Here is a 14,710-nt window from a genome sequence, read left to right as displayed (position 1 = left end):
GGGCGGGTTTGGGGAGAGGAGGGCGCTTCGCCCTTGAGGTTGTTGGTCATGGTGGTTTGTATATACAGTGCCAAGCTTGGGTGTCTGACACTTTCGATGCACCGGTTTTTGATTATTTGCAGGATGGGGAAATTGTCGCTGGCCGCCTAGGATCTTTCTGTCTTTTTCTCCGCATCGTGGATTTGACAATCACAACGTCTGTGGCATGACCAGAATCGAAACGGATGGATTTCTGTCCGATGAGGCATTCGGAGAGATGCTACGGACTTTACGCTCCTATCAGTGATGCACATGTGTTTAGTAAGGTAAGGCGCTGAGAGGATGCTCCACCACATTAATGTCCGGAACAATAGCTCGAAGCCCGCTGTTTCCGGCATCATCGTTGAACCTTGAACTTGCCGCCATGACCACACTAGAACTCAAAATTCCCCCGCCTGCGGTAGCGTTGATCATTGCGCTGCTCATGTGGTTCACATCCATCCTGTTTGGCTTTATCCCGATACCGCTGGACTACCGCCTGGGCGCGGCGCTGGCTTTGCTGGTCATCGGGCAAGGCATCAGCATTTCCGGCATTGTTCTATTTCGGCGGGCCAAAACGACTCTTAATCCGTTCAAACCGGGCGCCTCATCGGCGTTGGTGACCGGCGGCATTTTCCGTTTCACGCGCAACCCCATGTACCTTGGCCTGCTGCTCACGCTCCTGGGGTGGGCAGCTTTCCTCGCGAGTCCACCGGCGCTGGTTTTTCTGTTTCTTTATGTGGTGTACATCAACCGCTTCCAGATTGAACCGGAAGAGCGCATCCTGTCGTCGCTGTTTGGCGACAATTACGAGGCCTATAAAACGCATGTTCGCCGCTGGGTATGACGCTTTCCAAATGCCACGCTGATAGCCGCTTTCGCCTGCTGCGCCGGCGGAGTGCTGAAGCAGGCGTTGGCCAGTTCTGGCTAAAGGAAATTGACCTGCCTGCACCGGTCGGTCGAATCAGGCCAAGGTGTCGGTGATAATGCAACAAAATTGCGTTAAGGTGCGTGATCGTTCTGATTGCGTACAGACTTCCAAACTCAATGCCCTCCATCCCTTCAGACAACGCCACCGACCCGATTGACGCCTTGCTGTCCGCCCACGGCCTGCGCCGCACGGCTGCTGCGCGCCGGGTGCTGGGCTGGCTGCTGGCGCATCCGGACACGAGTTATACGCATGCGCAGTTGCAGGCGGCGCTGGCGGGTGAGGGAGACGCGGCCGACAGCGCAGCCCTGGACCGCGTCACGCTCTACCGCCTGATCGACCGCCTCACGCAGGTGGGACTGCTGCTGTGCCGCGTGGATGCGAGCCGGGTGCGGCGTTACCAGGCGATGCCGGCGGGTGTGCATGCGATGCCGCACTTTGAATGCCAGAGCTGCCACCGCGACAGCCCGCTGGAAAACGCTTTGCAGGCCAGTGCCGGCGACCTGGAGCGTGCCGCGCAGACGGCGCTGGCTGCGCTCAAGGCGCTGGGTTACCAGGGCATGAGCCTGGACTTTGCCGTGCGTGGTGTGTGTGCCGACTGCGCCACGGGCAGCACCGGCGGCTATCGCCAGCGGGGTGTCGCCGCGTGATCCGCACGTGGCAACTGGCCTACCAGTACCCCGGCGGGCCGGCGCTTCGCTTTGACGACATCGATGTTGTGCAGGGCGGGGTGCTGCTGCTGCGCGGCGCATCGGGTTCCGGCAAGTCCACCTGGCTGGCGCTGGCGGCGGGGCTGCTGGCGCCGACCGCGGGCGACATCACGGTGGCCGGTCAGCCGCTGAGCGCGCTGGGCAAGGTGGCGGGTGATGCCTGGCGCGCGAAGACGATTGGCTTTCTGCCGCAGAAACTGCATTTGAGCAGCGCGCTGACGGTGCACGCCAACCTGGCGATCGCGCAGTGGGCGGCCGGGCAGGCGCAGGACGATGGACGCATCCGCGAGGCGCTGACGGCGCTGGGTGTGCAGGAGCTCGCTGCGCGCAAGCCGGCGCAGCTCTCGGGCGGGCAGGCGCAGCGGGTGGCGCTGGCGCGGGCGGTGCTGCTGCAGCCCAAAGTCATCCTGGCGGACGAACCGACGGCCAGCCTGGACGACGAGGCGGCGCGGCAGGCCGTTGAACTGTTGCAGGCGACGGCGAAGCGCCAGGGTGCGACGCTGGTGATTGCCACGCACGATGCCCGGGTTGCGGCGAATCTTGATGACAAAATAGGCTTCCAGCCCTTATTTCTCGGGCGTGGGAAGCTATGAAAACCATAGCTTTCGCCTGGCATTTTCTCTGGTCCCGGCCGCTGGCGGCGGGGCTCAATGTGCTGCTGCTCAGCCTCGGGCTGGCGTCGCTGAGCTTTGTGCTGCTGGTCAGCCACCAGATCGACAAGGCCTTCGAGCGCGACCTGGCCGGCATCGACGTGGTGGTGGGCGCCAAGGGCAGCCCCATGCAGCTGATTCTCTCGGGTGTGTTCCACATCGACGCGCCAACCGGCAACGTGCCGCTGGCGGCGGTGAAAGAACTCGAACAACACCCGCAGGTGGCCAAGCTGATTCCGCTGAGCCTGGGCGACAGCTTGCAAGGTTTTCGCATCGTCGGCACCACGCCGGACTACCTCACCCATTACCAGGCGGCGTTCGCGCAGGGAGGCGTGTGGACAGTGCCCATGCAGGCGGTGCTGGGCGCGCAGGTGGCGAAGCAAACCGGCCTGAAAGTCGGCGACCGCTTCGCCGGCAGCCATGGCCTGGGCGGCGGCGGGGGCAGCCATGGGCAGACGCCTTATGTGGTCAGCGGCGTGCTGGCGCCCGGCGGCTCGGTGTTGGACCGGCTGGTGCTGACAGTGCTGGATTCCGTCTGGCAGGTCCATGAAGATCACACGGCACTCGACGCCGACGACCGCCAGCTGCTCGAAGAAGAGCGCGAAGTGACGCTGGCGCTGATCCAGTACCGCACGCCGCTGGCGGCGGTGACCTTTCCGCGCTTTGTGAACAGCAGCACCGAGATGCAGGCTGCCGCGCCGGCGCTGGAGATCACGCGCCTGCTGCGCATGATCGGCGTGGGCACCGACGTGCTGCGCGCGCTGGCCGGTGTGCTGCTGCTGACGGCGGGCCTGAGTGTGTTCATCGCGCTGTGGAGCGCCGTGCGCGAGCGCCGCGCCGACCTGGCGCTGCTGCGTTTGCTGGGCGCGCCACCGCGCAAGGTGGCGGCGCTGCTGCTGTGCGAGGCGCTGTGGCTGGCGCTGCTGGCGACCGTGATCGGCGTGCTGGCGGGGCAGGGGCTGATGGCGTTGCTCGCCTGGCTGCTGCAGCTGGACAAATCGGTGCTGGTCGGTGCACTGTCGTGGCCGGTCGGGTTGCTGAGTGTGCCGGTGCTGGCCGTCGGTGTGGCGCTGCTGTCGGCGCTGCTGCCCGCGTACGAGGCCTACCGGGTCCCCGTGTTTGAACTTTTACAGTCGAGATGAACCCCATGATCAGGAAATACATGAAAAATATGCTTCCAGCCCTTGCCGCGCTTGCGCTGGCAGCTACGTTTTCGATAGCGCATGCGCAACACAAGGACGCAGAAACCAAGGAAGACATCCAGCGCCACCGCGCCATGGCGGCCGCGCACGAAGCGGCGGCCAAATGCCTGGAGTCGGGCAAGAAGGAAGATGTCTGCATGAAAGACCTGCAGGCTTCCTGCAAGGGGCTGGCGGTGGGAAAATACTGCGGCATGAAACACGGGCATTGACGCGCCGCCACCGCAACGTTTCTGGAGAACCCATGACTATTTCTGCTTGCACAGTTTCCAAGGCCTCGCCGCTATTGCTGTCGCTGCTGCTGGCCGCCGGAAGTACAAATGCGCAGTTGAGCTCACCCCTGCCTGCCGGCAGCGGCAAGCCCGCGACGGGCAAGGCGGCGCCTGCGCCGCTTGGCAGCATTGATCTGCCGGCCGGGCAGGGCGCGGGTGTGCACGGGGCCAACAGCCCGTTTGCGCCGCTGGCCCCGCGCGGCGATGTGGTGCCCTGGTCGGTGCTGACCGACGTGAAAACCAAGAATGAGAAAAACCGCATCCTGCCGGTGTTCAATGAGGGCCAGCTCGGCATGAACGGGAAAATACAGCGCATCCAGGGCTTCATGATGCCGCTGGAGCCGGGCAAAAAGCAGCGCCACTTCCTGTTGTCGTCGGTGCCGCTGACCTGCTCCTTCTGCCTGCCGGGTGGGCCCGAGAGCATGGTCGAGGTCAAGACCAGGACGCCGGTTGACTACAGCATGGAGGCGGTGGTGGTGGAAGGCCGCCTGCAGGTGCTGCATGACGACTCGTACGGCCTGTATTACCGCATCAACGATGCGGTGACGGTGAAGTAAACCCCATGGTCTTGCGGCGCGTGGTTTGGCGGGCGGCCTGGGGCTATCTGGCCCTGGTGCTGCTGCTTGCGCCGGTGTTGGGCCTGATGCACGGCGTGGTCCACCGGGCGGGCGACCACCCGCAGGCTGCGCACAAGCAGACGCAGGCCCATGCGGTTGAAGCCGGCGGCCTGGCGCATGGCCACGGCTGGATGGACGAGCTGTTCTCGGCCCACGTCAATGATTCCGATTGCCGCGTCTTCGACCAGCTTTGCCACAGCCAGGCGCCTCCCGCGCTGCCCCTGCTGGTGCTGCCGATGGTGCTGTCGCCGTTAGTCTTTCACTTTCTGGAGGGCGAGGTACTCGCCCGTTGGGCCGCGCTTTTTGAAGCGCGCGGTCCGCCCCTGGCTCGCTGAATCCCTTCCCTGAAGTCCCGTGTGATGCCTGCCGGCATGGACACGGTGTTTCCGTCTTCCGATTCAACGAGTCCCCATGAAAAAACCATTCCCCCGCCCTGCCATCGGCACGGCCACGCTGTCCCTGCTCGCCCTGGCCAGCGTGCCGGCCCAGGCGCAGGCCCCCGCGCCCACGCTAAAGGAAATCACCGTCACCGGCAACCCGCTGGGCGCCACCGACCTGATGGCCCCCGCCACGCAGTATTCGGGCGCCGGTCTGCTGCTGCGCTCCAAAACCACGCTGGGTGAAACGCTGGACGGCACACTTGGCGTCAGCAGCACCTACTTCGGCCCCAACGCCAGCCGGCCCGTTATCCGCGGGCTGGACGGTGACCGCATCCGCATCCTGGCCAACGGTGGCGGCTCGCTCGATGCATCCGGCCTGAGCTATGACCACGCGGTCACGGCCGACCCGATCAGCATCGAACGCATCGAGGTGCTGCGCGGCCCCGGCGCCCTGCTGTACGGCGGCAGCGCCGTCGGCGGCGTGGTCAACGTGATCGACAACCGCATTCCGCGCGAGCCGCAGTTTGACGAGCAGGGCGGGATCAGCGGCAAGGCCGACCTGAGCCTGGTCAGCGGCAATTCGGAGCGCGGCAAGGGGGTGCTGCTGGAAGGCGGCAACCAGCGCTACAGCCTGCACGTGGACGCTTTCGACCGCCACACCAGCGACGCAAAAGTGCCGCGCGATCTCAATTGCACCAAGGCCGGCGTCACCACCCGCTCGCGGCGCATCTGCAACTCGGCCAGCGAGGTCAGCGGCGGCGCCGTCGGCGGCTCGGTGTTTTTCGACAACGGCTACCTCGGCGCATCGGCCAGCAATTACCGCAGCACCTACGGCACGGTGGCCGAAGACGAGGTGACCATAGCCATGAAGTCGAATCGCTATGCGATTGAAGGTGAAGTGCGCAACCTCGGCGGGCCCTTCCCGAGCATCAAGGGCCAGTACAGCCAGACCGACTACGGCCACACCGAGTTCGAGGGCGCGACCGCCGGCACGGTGTTCAAAAGCAAGGGCAGCGATTTCCGGCTGGAAGCGCGCCATGCGAAGCTCGGCAGGCTCGACGGCGTGCTGGGATTCCAGGCCGAGTCCAATCGTTTTTCCGCCGACGGCGCCGAGGCTTTTGCGCCCTACAGCAAGACGACGCAGTCGGCGGTGTTTGCCTATGAAGAGCTGGGCACGGACTGGGGCAAGCTGAGCCTGGGCGGTCGGCGGGAGTCGGTCCAGGTCGCATCCTTTGGCAACCCGCGGGTGGCGCGTTTCACGCCGGCGAGCAAAGACTTCACGTCCGGCAGCTACGCGCTGGGTGCCTTGTGGAACGCGGCACCGGGCTGGCAACTGACCAGCAACATCGCCTACACCGAACGTGCCCCCAGGGACTATGAACTGTTTGCCGATGGCCCGCACATTGCCACGGCCGCCTATGAGGTCGGCAACGCCAGCCTGACAAAAGAACAGTCGGGCAACCTCGATCTGGGTGCGGCCTGGAAGTCGGGCGGGCACAGCTTCAAGGTCAACAGCTATGTGAGCCGCTTCAAGAACTACATCGCGCTGAACCAGACGACGGGTGTCACGCGCAATGCGGAAGATGGCACGGTCAACCCGGTGGAAGACACTGGCAACCCCGGTTTCACCGCCGCGGGTGCCGAGTTCAAGCCGCTGGCCGAATTCCGTTACGAGCAGGTGCGGGCACGTTTCACCGGCATTGAGGCCAGCGGCAACATCCGCCTGCTGGAAGGCGCCTCGCAGGTGGACCTGGCGCTGCGCGCTGACGTGGTGCGCGCCACCAACCTCAGCAACGGCCAGCCGCTGCCGCGCATCGCACCCTGGCGCGTGGGCGCTTCGCTGCTGTGGGCCAGCGGCCCCTGGGGCACCAGCCTCGGCTTCGACCACAACGCCGCCCAGAAGCGCGTACCCGCACCGCCGGTGGGCGCCACGGGCGCCTACACGCTGTGGAACGCCGCCGCGTCGTATCGCGTCAAGGCCGGCGCCGCGACGCTGCTCTGGTTTGCACGCCTGGACAACCTCACCGACAGGCTGGCCTACAGTGCGAGTTCCGTGCTGACCAGCACGGCGTTTCCAAAGGCGCCGTTGCCTGGGCGTAGTTTGAAGGTGGGATTGCAGGCGAGTTTTTAGGATGCTTCGAGCGGTAGCGGTCGAGTCGGCTGAGTCGAATGCTTTGTTGCATCACGCTGCGTCCCCAGTTCGTTTTGGACAGTAGGCGTGACTCCCCACTCCCACCCCTAACCCCTCCCTCGCCCCGCTGGGCGATGGAGGGGGACTTCATTTGGCAACGTGTGCTGCGCTCGCGTGCAAACATGACGGCTGCTTGACTCCGCCATGACGCGCTGCGCGCGTCATGGCTCCCCGCATTCGGTGTTTGGTATTTGTCTTTGTTCCTCCACCCGTCGGGCTGGGCCGAGGAGCACAGCCGAAAGTGGATCAGGGCGAGCGATTGTCTGAGCCGAAGGCGAGTTCGAGCTCGACCCCACTTTAGGCGAGCACCGGAGGTTGCCCCGAAGCGTAGCGCAGGGGACCCAGACCATCGGGTCGCCTTTTCTTTTGCTTACTTTTCTTTTGGCCGTGGCGACGCAAAAGAAAAGTGAGTTGCCCGCCGGGGCGAGACCCGGCTTGCAGGAAGACTCACACAGGCTCAGGCTTGCACAGGCTCCAACAGGCTCAGCCCGAACGGCGCATCGCCCGGTTTGCGCTGAATCAGCACAGCAGCAAGTCCTTCCCGGATAATGATCCGCAGCCACAAGGAGACGCCCGTGACGGATGCAGAACAGCCTCTTTCCTCGCTCAACGCCGACTTGAGTCCGTCCAGCAGCCTGCTGGCCAATTTGCGCCAGGAACTGATGCGGCATCCGCCGTTTGCGCAGATGCAGGCCGGCGATGTGGATTTTTTCCTGAGGCATGCCCGGCAGAACTACTTCGCACCCGAAGAAATCCTGATTGAACCCGACAGCGGACCGGTCACGGACCTGTTCTTCATCCGCCAGGGCGCGGTGATCGGCGAGCGCGGCCTGGCCGAGCTGTCGGGCGGTGCTTTCCACTACGAACCGGGCGAGTTGTTTCCCGTTAGTGCGGCGCTGGCGCAGCGCGCGGTGACCGCGAGCTACCGCGCCGTGGCCGACACCTTTGTGCTGGCCCTGCCGCTGGCTTCCATGCATGCGCTGGCCGTGCGGAGCCCGCCGTTTGCCGACTTCCTGAACCGGCGCATCCTGAAGTTCCTCGATCTCTCGCGGCGTGCCCTGCAGGTGGCTTATGCCTCGCAGGCGCTGGCCGAACAGTCGCTGGAAACACCGCTCGGCGATGTTGCGCGCCAGGCGCCGGTGACCTGTCCGCCGGACACGCCGCTGCGCGAGGCGCTGGGCCGCATGCACCAGCAGCGCATCGGCTCCATGCTGGTGACCGACGAAGGCGGGCGGCCGCTGGGCATTCTCACGCGGTATGACATCCTGGGCCGGGTCGCACTGGCGGCGCTGCCGCTGGACACGCCGATCTCGCAGGCCATGGTGCAGCCGGTGCTCGCGCTGAGCCACGAACACACGGCGCTGGACGCGGCCCTGCTGATGAGCAAACACGGCATCCGCCATGTGCCGGTCACGCGCGACGGGGTCGCCGTGGGTGTGGTGTCGGAGCGTGACCTGTTTGCCATGCAGCGCCTGAGCCTCAAGCAGGTCAGCACCTCGATCCGTTCTGCCGCCGATGTGGAGATGCTCAAGATCGTGGCGCAGGACATCCGGCGGTTTGCGCACAGCCTGCTGGGCCAGGGGGTGCATGCGCGCCAGCTCACGGCGCTGATCAGCCACCTCAACGACGTGCTCACCTTGCGCCTGCTGGAGATTCAGGCCCAGGCGCACGGTATCGACCTGGGCCGCCTGTGCTGGCTGGCGCTGGGCTCCGAAGGGCGCAGCGAGCAGACCATTGCGACCGACCAGGACAACGCGCTGATCCTGCCCGACGACACGACGCCGGCCCAGCGTGAGGCCGCGCTGCGTTTTGCCCGTGACGTCAACGTCGCGCTCGACGCCTGCGGCTACCCGCTGTGCCGCGGCGGCATCATGGCCAGCGAGCCGGCCTGTTGCCTGACCCTGCGCCAGTGGCGCGAACGTTTTGCGCACTGGATAGAACACGGGGCGCCCGAGGATTTGCTCAATGCCAGCATTTACTTCGACTTCCGGCCGCTGGCCGGTGATGCACGCCTGGCCGACAGCCTGCGCCAGGAGGTCAGCGAGTCGGCGCGGCGCGCGCCGCGTTTCATCAAGCAGCTGGCGACCAATGCGCTGATCCACAGCCCGCCGCTGAACTGGACCGGCAGCATTGCGGTGGGCGACGGCGGCATGATCGACCTCAAACTGCAGGGCGCCGCGATTTTTGTCGATGTCGCCCGCATTTATTCGCTCAGCCGCGGCGTGACGGCCACCAACACCCGGGAGCGGCTGGACGCTGTCGGTACGCTGCTGGGGCTGGCCCCGTCCGAATACCAGGGCTGGGTCAGCGGCTTCGAGTTCCTGCAGACCCTGCGCCTGCGCGTGCAGCTCGAAGGCACGGCCTCGCCGCAGCAGCCGAACCACCTGAAAGTCGATCGTCTCAACGACATCGACAGGCGCATCCTGCGCGAGTCGTTTCGCGTGGCGCGTTCGCTGCAGCAGCGCCTGCAGCTGGACTATGAGCGATGAGCTGGGCGGACTGGCTGAAAAAGCCCTTCGCCGCGCTGGCCGGCGCGGATGAGGCGCGCTGGGTGGTGCTCGATGTGGAGACCAGTGGGCTGGATCCGCAGCGCGACCAGCTGCTGGCGATCGCCGCCATTGCCGTGCAGGTGGACTGGGCGGCCAAACGCCTGAGCATCCTGCCGGGCGACAGTTTTGAGGTGGTGCTGCGCCAGTCGTCGGTTGCATCAGCCAAGGACAACATCCTGCTGCATGGCATCGGGTTGCAGCGCCAGAGCGAAGGGGTGCCGCCCGACCAGGCCCTGCGCGCCTTTGCCGACTTCGTGGGCGACTCGCCGTTGCTGGCCTTTCACGCCCCGTTCGACCAGGCCATGATTGGCCGGCATGTCGTGCAGCACCTGGGCACGGGGTTGCCGAACCGCTGGGTGGACATTGAGCAGCTGTGCGCCGTGACCCATGAGAAGGTCAAGGCGCGCGCGCTGGACGAATGGCTGGCCCATTTCGGCATTGTCTGCGCGCCCCGGCACCAGGCGGCGGCCGACACGCTGGCCGAGTGTGAGCTGTTGCTGCGCATCTGGCCGCGCATGGCCGGGCAGTGCCGGTCCTGGCGCGATGTGGAAAAACTCGCTGCCCATCAGCGCTGGATTGCCCGGGCTTGAGTCCGCGCCGAGGCGGCGCGTGGCGGCTAAGATCGTTGGGTGAATTCGCTGGTTTGCTCCCCCGAGCACGGAGTTTTATGCAATTTCTACAATCCCTTCCGGTTTCGGCGCAAGCCATTGGACTGCTGCTGCTGTCCAACGTCTTCATGACGTTTGCCTGGTACGGTCACCTGAAGAACCTGGCGACCTCGCCCTGGTACATCGCGGCGCTGGCCAGCTGGAGCATTGCGCTGTTCGAGTACTTGCTGCAGGTGCCGGGCAACCGCATCGGCTTCACGATGTACAACATCGGGCAGCTCAAGATCATGCAGGAGGTCATCACGCTGACCGTGTTTGTGCCCTTCGCGGTGTTTTACCTCAACGAGCCGCTCAAGCTCGACTACCTGTGGGCGGCGCTGTGCATGGTGGGCGCGGTGTATTTCATCTTCCGTTCGGCCTGAGCCGGGCCTTGCGATTGACCATGAGTGGCTCTTGGCCAAGCAGGGGCCGCAGGCGCAGCGGCCCCCACGGGAGGCAGGGAGCGCACCCGGTGCGCAACCGTGGGGGCGTTAAACTCCCGGAAGTCATGAATTTGTCATATATCTGACATGTACCGCTTTAGGAGTTGAAGATGCTGTTTGGCAAACTGTTGCCGCGTGAAGGCAATTTTTTCGAGTTGTTCAACCAGCATGCTGACCGCATCGTGGAGGCCGCCCACGCGTTCTCCAACCTGGTGGCCAACTACAGCGATGTGCAGAAGCGCGAGGCCTTCAACCGGGAGGTCGACAACGCCGAGCGTGCAGCCGACCGGATCACGCAGGAGGTCAACCGCATGTTGCACAAGACCTTCATCACGCCCATCGACCGTGAGCAGATCCATTCGCTGATCAACACCATGGACGATGTCTGCGACCTGATCCAGGACTCCGCCGAAACCATGGCGCTGTACGACGTGCACCACATGACCGAGGAGATCGTGCGCCTGACGGACCTCAGCGTCAAATGCTGCGAACGCCTGAAAGACGCGGTCGCGCTGATCGGCAAGCTCAGCGACGCGGCCACGGCCGAAGCCGCCCTGAAGACCTGCGAGGAAATCGACAAGCTCGAGTCCGATGCCGACCGCGTCATGCGCTCGGCCATGAGCAAGCTGTTTCGCGAAGAGCCTGACGTGCGCGAAGTCATCAAGCTCAAGGCGATTTACGAGTTGCTGGAAACCATCACGGACAAATGCGAGGACGTGGCCAACCTGATCGAGGGCATCGTCCTCGAAAATTCCTGAACATGGAGACCGTACAGACGGCCCTGTGGGTGGTGGTCATGCTGGTCATTCTGGCCGTGGCCTTCGACTTCATGAATGGTTTTCATGATGCAGCCAACTCGATCGCCACCGTGGTGTCGACCGGCGTGCTCAAGCCCGGGCAAGCGGTGCTGTTTGCCGCGGTCTTCAATTTTGTCGCCATCTTTGTCTTTCACCTCAGCGTGGCCGCCACCGTGGGCAAGGGCATCGTGCAGCCGGGGATTGTCGACACCCATGTGGTGTTCGGCGCGCTGATAGGCGCCATCAGCTGGAACCTGGTGACCTGGTACTACGGCATCCCGAGCAGTTCCTCGCATGCGCTGATTGGCGGCATCGTCGGCGCGGTGATGGCCAAGTCGGGCGCCGGGGCGCTGATAGGCGGCGGCATCCTGAAAACCGTGGCCTTCATTTTTGTCTCGCCGCTGCTGGGCTTTCTGCTCGGTTCGCTGATGATGGTGCTGGTGGCCTGGGTCTGCCGGCGCGCCACACCATCGCGCGTGGACCGCTGGTTCCGGCGCCTGCAGCTGGTCTCGGCCGGCGCCTACAGCCTGGGCCATGGCGGCAACGATGCGCAGAAAACCATCGGCATCATCTGGATGCTGCTGATCGCCACCGGCTACACCTCGGCCAGCGACAGCGCCCCGCCCACCTGGGCGATTGTCAGCTGTTACGTCGCGATTGCCGCGGGCACCATGTTCGGCGGCTGGCGCATCGTGAAAACCATGGGCCAGAAAATCACCAAGCTCAAGCCTGTGGGCGGCTTCTGTGCGGAAACCGGCGGCGCCATCACGCTGTTCCTGGCCACCGGCCTGGGCATTCCGGTGTCGACCACGCACACCATCACCGGTGCCATCGTTGGCGTGGGCTCCACCCAGCGCGCCTCGGCCGTGCGTTGGGGCGTGGCCGGCAACATTGTCTGGGCCTGGGTTTTCACGATCCCGGCCTCGGCCTTTGTGGCCGCCATCGCCTACTGGGTCAGCCTGCAGCTGTTCTGACCGCCGGACTTCGGTAGGAGCACGCGGGGCTCTCTCCTTCAAGCAGGGGCCGCGGGACTGGCTTTGCCAGACCGCAGGCGCGGCGGCCCCCTCGGGGGGGCAGGGCGCTACACGCAGTGAGCAACCGTGGGGGCTCTATCTCTGTTGGCTGATCTTGCGCGCTTCTTCGACCTGGTATTCAAAGTAGCGCTGGAAGCTGAACACGATGCTGGACATCAGCGCAATCGTGCCGAACAGCAGGGCCAGGATCACGGCCGCCATGGTGATCCAGTTGGTTTTGCCGCAAGCACTGTCCGGCGCGGCCGCCGGGTTGTGTTTGGCATTCCATTTTTCGGGTGCCATCAGGCCGTAATAAATCGCCGTCAGCGCCGTGGCTGCCAGGGTGAAACCGAGCAGCGGCACCAGCACCCACGCCAGCTGGTCGTCCTGGCCGTAGAGCCGCACGCGCTGAATGCCCCACCAGCCCAGGGCAGCGGCCAGAGGGTGCAGCCAGGCCAGCAGGTCGCGCCAGCCGTGCAGGTAAAGGCGATGGATGCCCAGCTGGCCGCCGGCAAAAGCCAGCCAGGCGGCCAGGGTCTTGTTCTTGTTTGTCATGGAGGCAGTCAGGGGCTGGAGGGTGGGGAAGATGGGGGCGCGGCATCCAGGGGTGGCGTGGTGTCGCCGGCGCCCAGTGTTTTTTGCATGATGACAATATCACGCCAGGCGCCCATTTTCCAGCCGCAGGACTCGACGACGCCCACCAGCGTGAAGCCGAGCGCGCGGTGCAGGCCGACCGAACCGGCGTTGGCCGAGTCCCCGATGATGGCCATGATCTTGCGGATGCCGGCGGCCTCGCAACGTGCCAGCAGTTCGCTCAGCAGGGCGCGGCCCAGGCCTTTGCCTTGCTGGCCGGGAGCCAGGTAAATCGAATCCTCCACCGAGTAGCGGTAGGCCGGCCGTGGCTTGAACCAGTTGCCGTAGGCAAAACCGACGACCTCGCCGCCTTCTTCGGCGACCAGATAGGGCAGGCCCTTGGACAACACGTCGGCGCGGCGCGTGGCCATGTCGGTCACGCTGGGCGGTTCGGTTTCAAAGGTGCCGGTGCCGTTGAGCACATGGTGGGCGTAAATGGCGGTGATGGCCGGCAAATCGGTGTCAAGGCTGGCTCTCAGGAGGGTCATGGCGTGCCAAATAGGGGTTGAAAGAACATTGGAGGAGCGCAGCGGGTGGGACAGCGGCAAGCCGCGGGTTATAATCTGCGGCTTTGCAGCATTTCGCTGGCCGGGTGCCATGTCGTGTGTCTCAAGCGCTGCAGGAACATTTTGGGGTGTTTTTTTTCACCTCACCACCCGAAGGATAAATCATGGTCGTCATCCGACTCTCGCGCGGCGGTTCTAAGCACCGTCCATTTTTCAATATTGTTGTGGCTGACAAACGCGTCCGCCGCGATGGCCGTTTCATCGAACGCATCGGTTTTTACAACCCGATTGCCAAAGGTGGCGAAGAAGGCCTGCGCATCGAGCAGGACCGCCTGACCCACTGGCTCGGCGTGGGCGCACAAGCGTCCCCCACCGTGCTGCGCCTGGTCAAGCAGGGCGCTGCTGCAGCTCCCAAGGCTGCCTGATTGTCGGGTTCCTGAATGTTGCCCGGCCTTGAGTCGTCTGGCCTGCCAGACGATGCGGTTGAAGTCGGGCGCATTCTTGACGCCTGGGGCGTCAAGGGCTGGGTGAAAATCCTGGCTCACAGCGCCTCCTCCGAGGCGCTTTTTTCATCCGGCCGCTGGTTTCTGCAGCCGCCGGATACCAAACACCGTCCCGGTTTTGACGCTTTCTCCGGCACCGTGGTGCTGACGGTCAGCGAATCCAAAACCCATTCCGACTCCGTGGTGGCCAAGTTCGAAGGCGTCGACGACCGCACGCCGGCCGAGGCCCTGCGCGGCGCGCGCATTTTTGTGCCGCGCAGCAGCTTCCCCAAGGCCGGCAAGGACGAGTATTACTGGGTCGACCTGCTGGGCCTGAATGTGGTCAACCGCGAAGGCGTGGCCCTGGGCAAGGTGCGCGACCTGATGGCCACCGGCCCGCATTCGGTGCTGTGTGTCGAATACACCGAAGGCGAGCAGACCCTGGAGCGCATGATTCCCTTTGTGGCCGCCTATGTGGACGCCGTCGATCTGCCGGGCAAGACCATCACGGTGGACTGGCAGCCTGATTACTAGAGCCCCCACGTTCGCTCGCTGCGCGTAGCTCTCTGCCCCCCGAGGGGGCGCTGCGCCTGCGGGCCGGCGGAGCCGGACCCGCGGCCCCTGTTTGAAAGTGCGGCGAGCCCAGCTAACGCGCTGAACTTGTTGGGGGCGGCT

General features: G+C 64.7%; 18 protein-coding genes. 16 read left to right on the top strand and 2 right to left on the bottom strand.

What is annotated here, in order from left to right:
• The 14 genes from B7G53_RS23020 to B7G53_RS13735 form a co-directional block, all read left to right on the top strand.
• On the top strand, positions 1-209 hold a 209-nt coding region (locus B7G53_RS23020; protein WP_217992612.1), incomplete at its 5' end, for a hypothetical protein.
• A 194-nt stretch (positions 210-403) separates the two neighbouring features.
• Positions 404-865, top strand: a complete 462-nt coding sequence (locus B7G53_RS13795; RefSeq protein WP_096668600.1) for a methyltransferase family protein — start codon at positions 404-406, stop codon at positions 863-865.
• Between the two features lie 200 nt (positions 866-1,065).
• Positions 1,066-1,596, top strand: coding sequence for a Fur family transcriptional regulator (locus tag B7G53_RS13790; RefSeq protein WP_096668598.1), 531 nt, complete (start codon positions 1,066-1,068; stop codon positions 1,594-1,596).
• On the top strand, positions 1,593-2,249 hold the full coding sequence (locus B7G53_RS13785) for an ABC transporter ATP-binding protein (protein WP_096668596.1): 657 nt from the start codon (positions 1,593-1,595) through the stop codon (positions 2,247-2,249). Before B7G53_RS13790 ends, B7G53_RS13785 begins: the two co-directional genes overlap by 4 nt.
• A complete protein-coding gene (locus B7G53_RS13780; RefSeq protein ID WP_096668594.1) occupies positions 2,246-3,448 on the top strand; it encodes an ABC transporter permease in 1,203 nt (400 codons plus the stop codon). Before B7G53_RS13785 ends, B7G53_RS13780 begins: the two co-directional genes overlap by 4 nt.
• A 20-nt stretch (positions 3,449-3,468) precedes the next feature.
• Positions 3,469-3,717: a hypothetical protein gene (locus B7G53_RS13775; RefSeq protein WP_096668619.1), complete on the top strand. Its 249-nt coding sequence runs from the start codon at positions 3,469-3,471 to the stop codon at positions 3,715-3,717.
• 32 nt (positions 3,718-3,749) lie between these two features.
• Complete coding sequence (locus tag B7G53_RS13770) at positions 3,750-4,334, top strand: DUF3299 domain-containing protein (protein WP_096668592.1); 585 nt, start codon at positions 3,750-3,752, stop codon at positions 4,332-4,334.
• Between the two features lie 5 nt (positions 4,335-4,339).
• Entirely contained in the window at positions 4,340-4,729 is a 390-nt protein-coding gene (locus B7G53_RS13765) for a hypothetical protein (protein WP_096668590.1), read from the top strand.
• A 76-nt stretch (positions 4,730-4,805) separates the two neighbouring features.
• Positions 4,806-6,905: a TonB-dependent receptor gene (locus B7G53_RS13760; RefSeq protein WP_096668588.1), complete on the top strand. Its 2,100-nt coding sequence runs from the start codon at positions 4,806-4,808 to the stop codon at positions 6,903-6,905.
• A gap of 635 nt (positions 6,906-7,540) precedes the next feature.
• Positions 7,541-9,454: a DUF294 nucleotidyltransferase-like domain-containing protein gene (locus B7G53_RS13755; protein WP_255250014.1), complete on the top strand. Its 1,914-nt coding sequence runs from the start codon at positions 7,541-7,543 to the stop codon at positions 9,452-9,454.
• The gene (locus B7G53_RS13750) at positions 9,451-10,104 is read left to right on the top strand and encodes a 3'-5' exonuclease (protein WP_096668584.1); all 654 of its coding nucleotides are present in this window, start codon (positions 9,451-9,453) and stop codon (positions 10,102-10,104) included. Before B7G53_RS13755 ends, B7G53_RS13750 begins: the two co-directional genes overlap by 4 nt.
• A gap of 77 nt (positions 10,105-10,181) precedes the next feature.
• Positions 10,182-10,544 (top strand): DMT family protein, encoded by a 363-nt coding sequence (locus B7G53_RS13745; protein ID WP_096668582.1) that lies wholly within the window; start codon positions 10,182-10,184, stop codon positions 10,542-10,544.
• A gap of 170 nt (positions 10,545-10,714) precedes the next feature.
• The gene (locus B7G53_RS13740; protein ID WP_096668617.1) at positions 10,715-11,362 is read left to right on the top strand and encodes a DUF47 domain-containing protein; all 648 of its coding nucleotides are present in this window, start codon (positions 10,715-10,717) and stop codon (positions 11,360-11,362) included.
• A 2-nt stretch (positions 11,363-11,364) separates the two neighbouring features.
• Complete coding sequence (locus B7G53_RS13735) at positions 11,365-12,375, top strand: inorganic phosphate transporter (protein ID WP_096668579.1); 1,011 nt, start codon at positions 11,365-11,367, stop codon at positions 12,373-12,375.
• A gap of 135 nt (positions 12,376-12,510) precedes the next feature.
• On the opposite strand, the gene B7G53_RS13725 is transcribed toward B7G53_RS13735, so the two are convergent.
• Together B7G53_RS13725 and B7G53_RS13720 are read right to left on the bottom strand one after the other, a co-directional pair.
• Positions 12,511-12,969: a hypothetical protein gene (locus B7G53_RS13725; RefSeq protein ID WP_096668577.1), complete on the bottom strand. Its 459-nt coding sequence runs from the start codon at positions 12,967-12,969 to the stop codon at positions 12,511-12,513.
• Between the two features lie 8 nt (positions 12,970-12,977).
• Positions 12,978-13,535 carry a GNAT family N-acetyltransferase gene (locus B7G53_RS13720; protein ID WP_096668575.1) on the bottom strand — a complete coding sequence of 186 codons (558 nt, stop codon included), beginning with the start codon at positions 13,533-13,535 and terminating at the stop codon, positions 12,978-12,980.
• Between the two features lie 182 nt (positions 13,536-13,717).
• On the opposite strand from B7G53_RS13720, the gene rpsP reads away from it, so the two are divergent.
• Together rpsP and rimM are read left to right on the top strand one after the other, a co-directional pair.
• Positions 13,718-13,978 (top strand): 30S ribosomal protein S16, encoded by a 261-nt coding sequence (rpsP, locus tag B7G53_RS13715; RefSeq protein ID WP_096668573.1) that lies wholly within the window; start codon positions 13,718-13,720, stop codon positions 13,976-13,978.
• Positions 13,979-13,993: 15 nt separating this feature from the next.
• The gene (rimM, locus tag B7G53_RS13710) at positions 13,994-14,569 is read left to right on the top strand and encodes a ribosome maturation factor RimM (protein ID WP_096668571.1); all 576 of its coding nucleotides are present in this window, start codon (positions 13,994-13,996) and stop codon (positions 14,567-14,569) included.
• The last annotated feature ends 141 nt before the right edge of the window (positions 14,570-14,710 follow it).

Origin of the sequence: Polaromonas sp. AET17H-212 (assembly GCF_002379085.1) — a bacterium.
Classification (GTDB): Bacteria; Pseudomonadota; Gammaproteobacteria; order Burkholderiales; family Burkholderiaceae_C; genus Polaromonas.
Note: the sequence above shows the minus strand (reverse complement) of the source record. Positions and strands in the feature narration are given on the sequence as shown.

Excerpts from the sequence above, each read along its gene's own strand:
- B7G53_RS13780 (WP_096668594.1), top strand. The coding sequence starts at position 2,246 with ATGAAAACCATAGCTTTCGCCTGGCATTTTCTCTGGTCCCGGCCGCTG.
- B7G53_RS13720 (WP_096668575.1), bottom strand. The coding sequence starts at position 13,535 with ATGACCCTCCTGAGAGCCAGCCTTGACACCGATTTGCCGGCCATCACC.
- B7G53_RS13775 (WP_096668619.1), top strand. The coding sequence starts at position 3,469 with ATGAAAAATATGCTTCCAGCCCTTGCCGCGCTTGCGCTGGCAGCTACG.
- rpsP (WP_096668573.1), top strand. The coding sequence starts at position 13,718 with ATGGTCGTCATCCGACTCTCGCGCGGCGGTTCTAAGCACCGTCCATTT.
- B7G53_RS13750 (WP_096668584.1), top strand. The coding sequence starts at position 9,451 with ATGAGCTGGGCGGACTGGCTGAAAAAGCCCTTCGCCGCGCTGGCCGGC.
- B7G53_RS13745 (WP_096668582.1), top strand. The coding sequence starts at position 10,182 with ATGCAATTTCTACAATCCCTTCCGGTTTCGGCGCAAGCCATTGGACTG.
- rimM (WP_096668571.1), top strand. The coding sequence starts at position 13,994 with ATGTTGCCCGGCCTTGAGTCGTCTGGCCTGCCAGACGATGCGGTTGAA.
- B7G53_RS13765 (WP_096668590.1), top strand. The coding sequence starts at position 4,340 with ATGGTCTTGCGGCGCGTGGTTTGGCGGGCGGCCTGGGGCTATCTGGCC.
- B7G53_RS13760 (WP_096668588.1), top strand. The coding sequence starts at position 4,806 with ATGAAAAAACCATTCCCCCGCCCTGCCATCGGCACGGCCACGCTGTCC.
- B7G53_RS13735 (WP_096668579.1), top strand. The coding sequence starts at position 11,365 with ATGGAGACCGTACAGACGGCCCTGTGGGTGGTGGTCATGCTGGTCATT.
- B7G53_RS13790 (WP_096668598.1), top strand. The coding sequence starts at position 1,066 with ATGCCCTCCATCCCTTCAGACAACGCCACCGACCCGATTGACGCCTTG.
- B7G53_RS13740 (WP_096668617.1), top strand. The coding sequence starts at position 10,715 with ATGCTGTTTGGCAAACTGTTGCCGCGTGAAGGCAATTTTTTCGAGTTG.
- B7G53_RS13725 (WP_096668577.1), bottom strand. The coding sequence starts at position 12,969 with ATGACAAACAAGAACAAGACCCTGGCCGCCTGGCTGGCTTTTGCCGGC.
- B7G53_RS13770 (WP_096668592.1), top strand. The coding sequence starts at position 3,750 with ATGACTATTTCTGCTTGCACAGTTTCCAAGGCCTCGCCGCTATTGCTG.
- B7G53_RS13795 (WP_096668600.1), top strand. The coding sequence starts at position 404 with ATGACCACACTAGAACTCAAAATTCCCCCGCCTGCGGTAGCGTTGATC.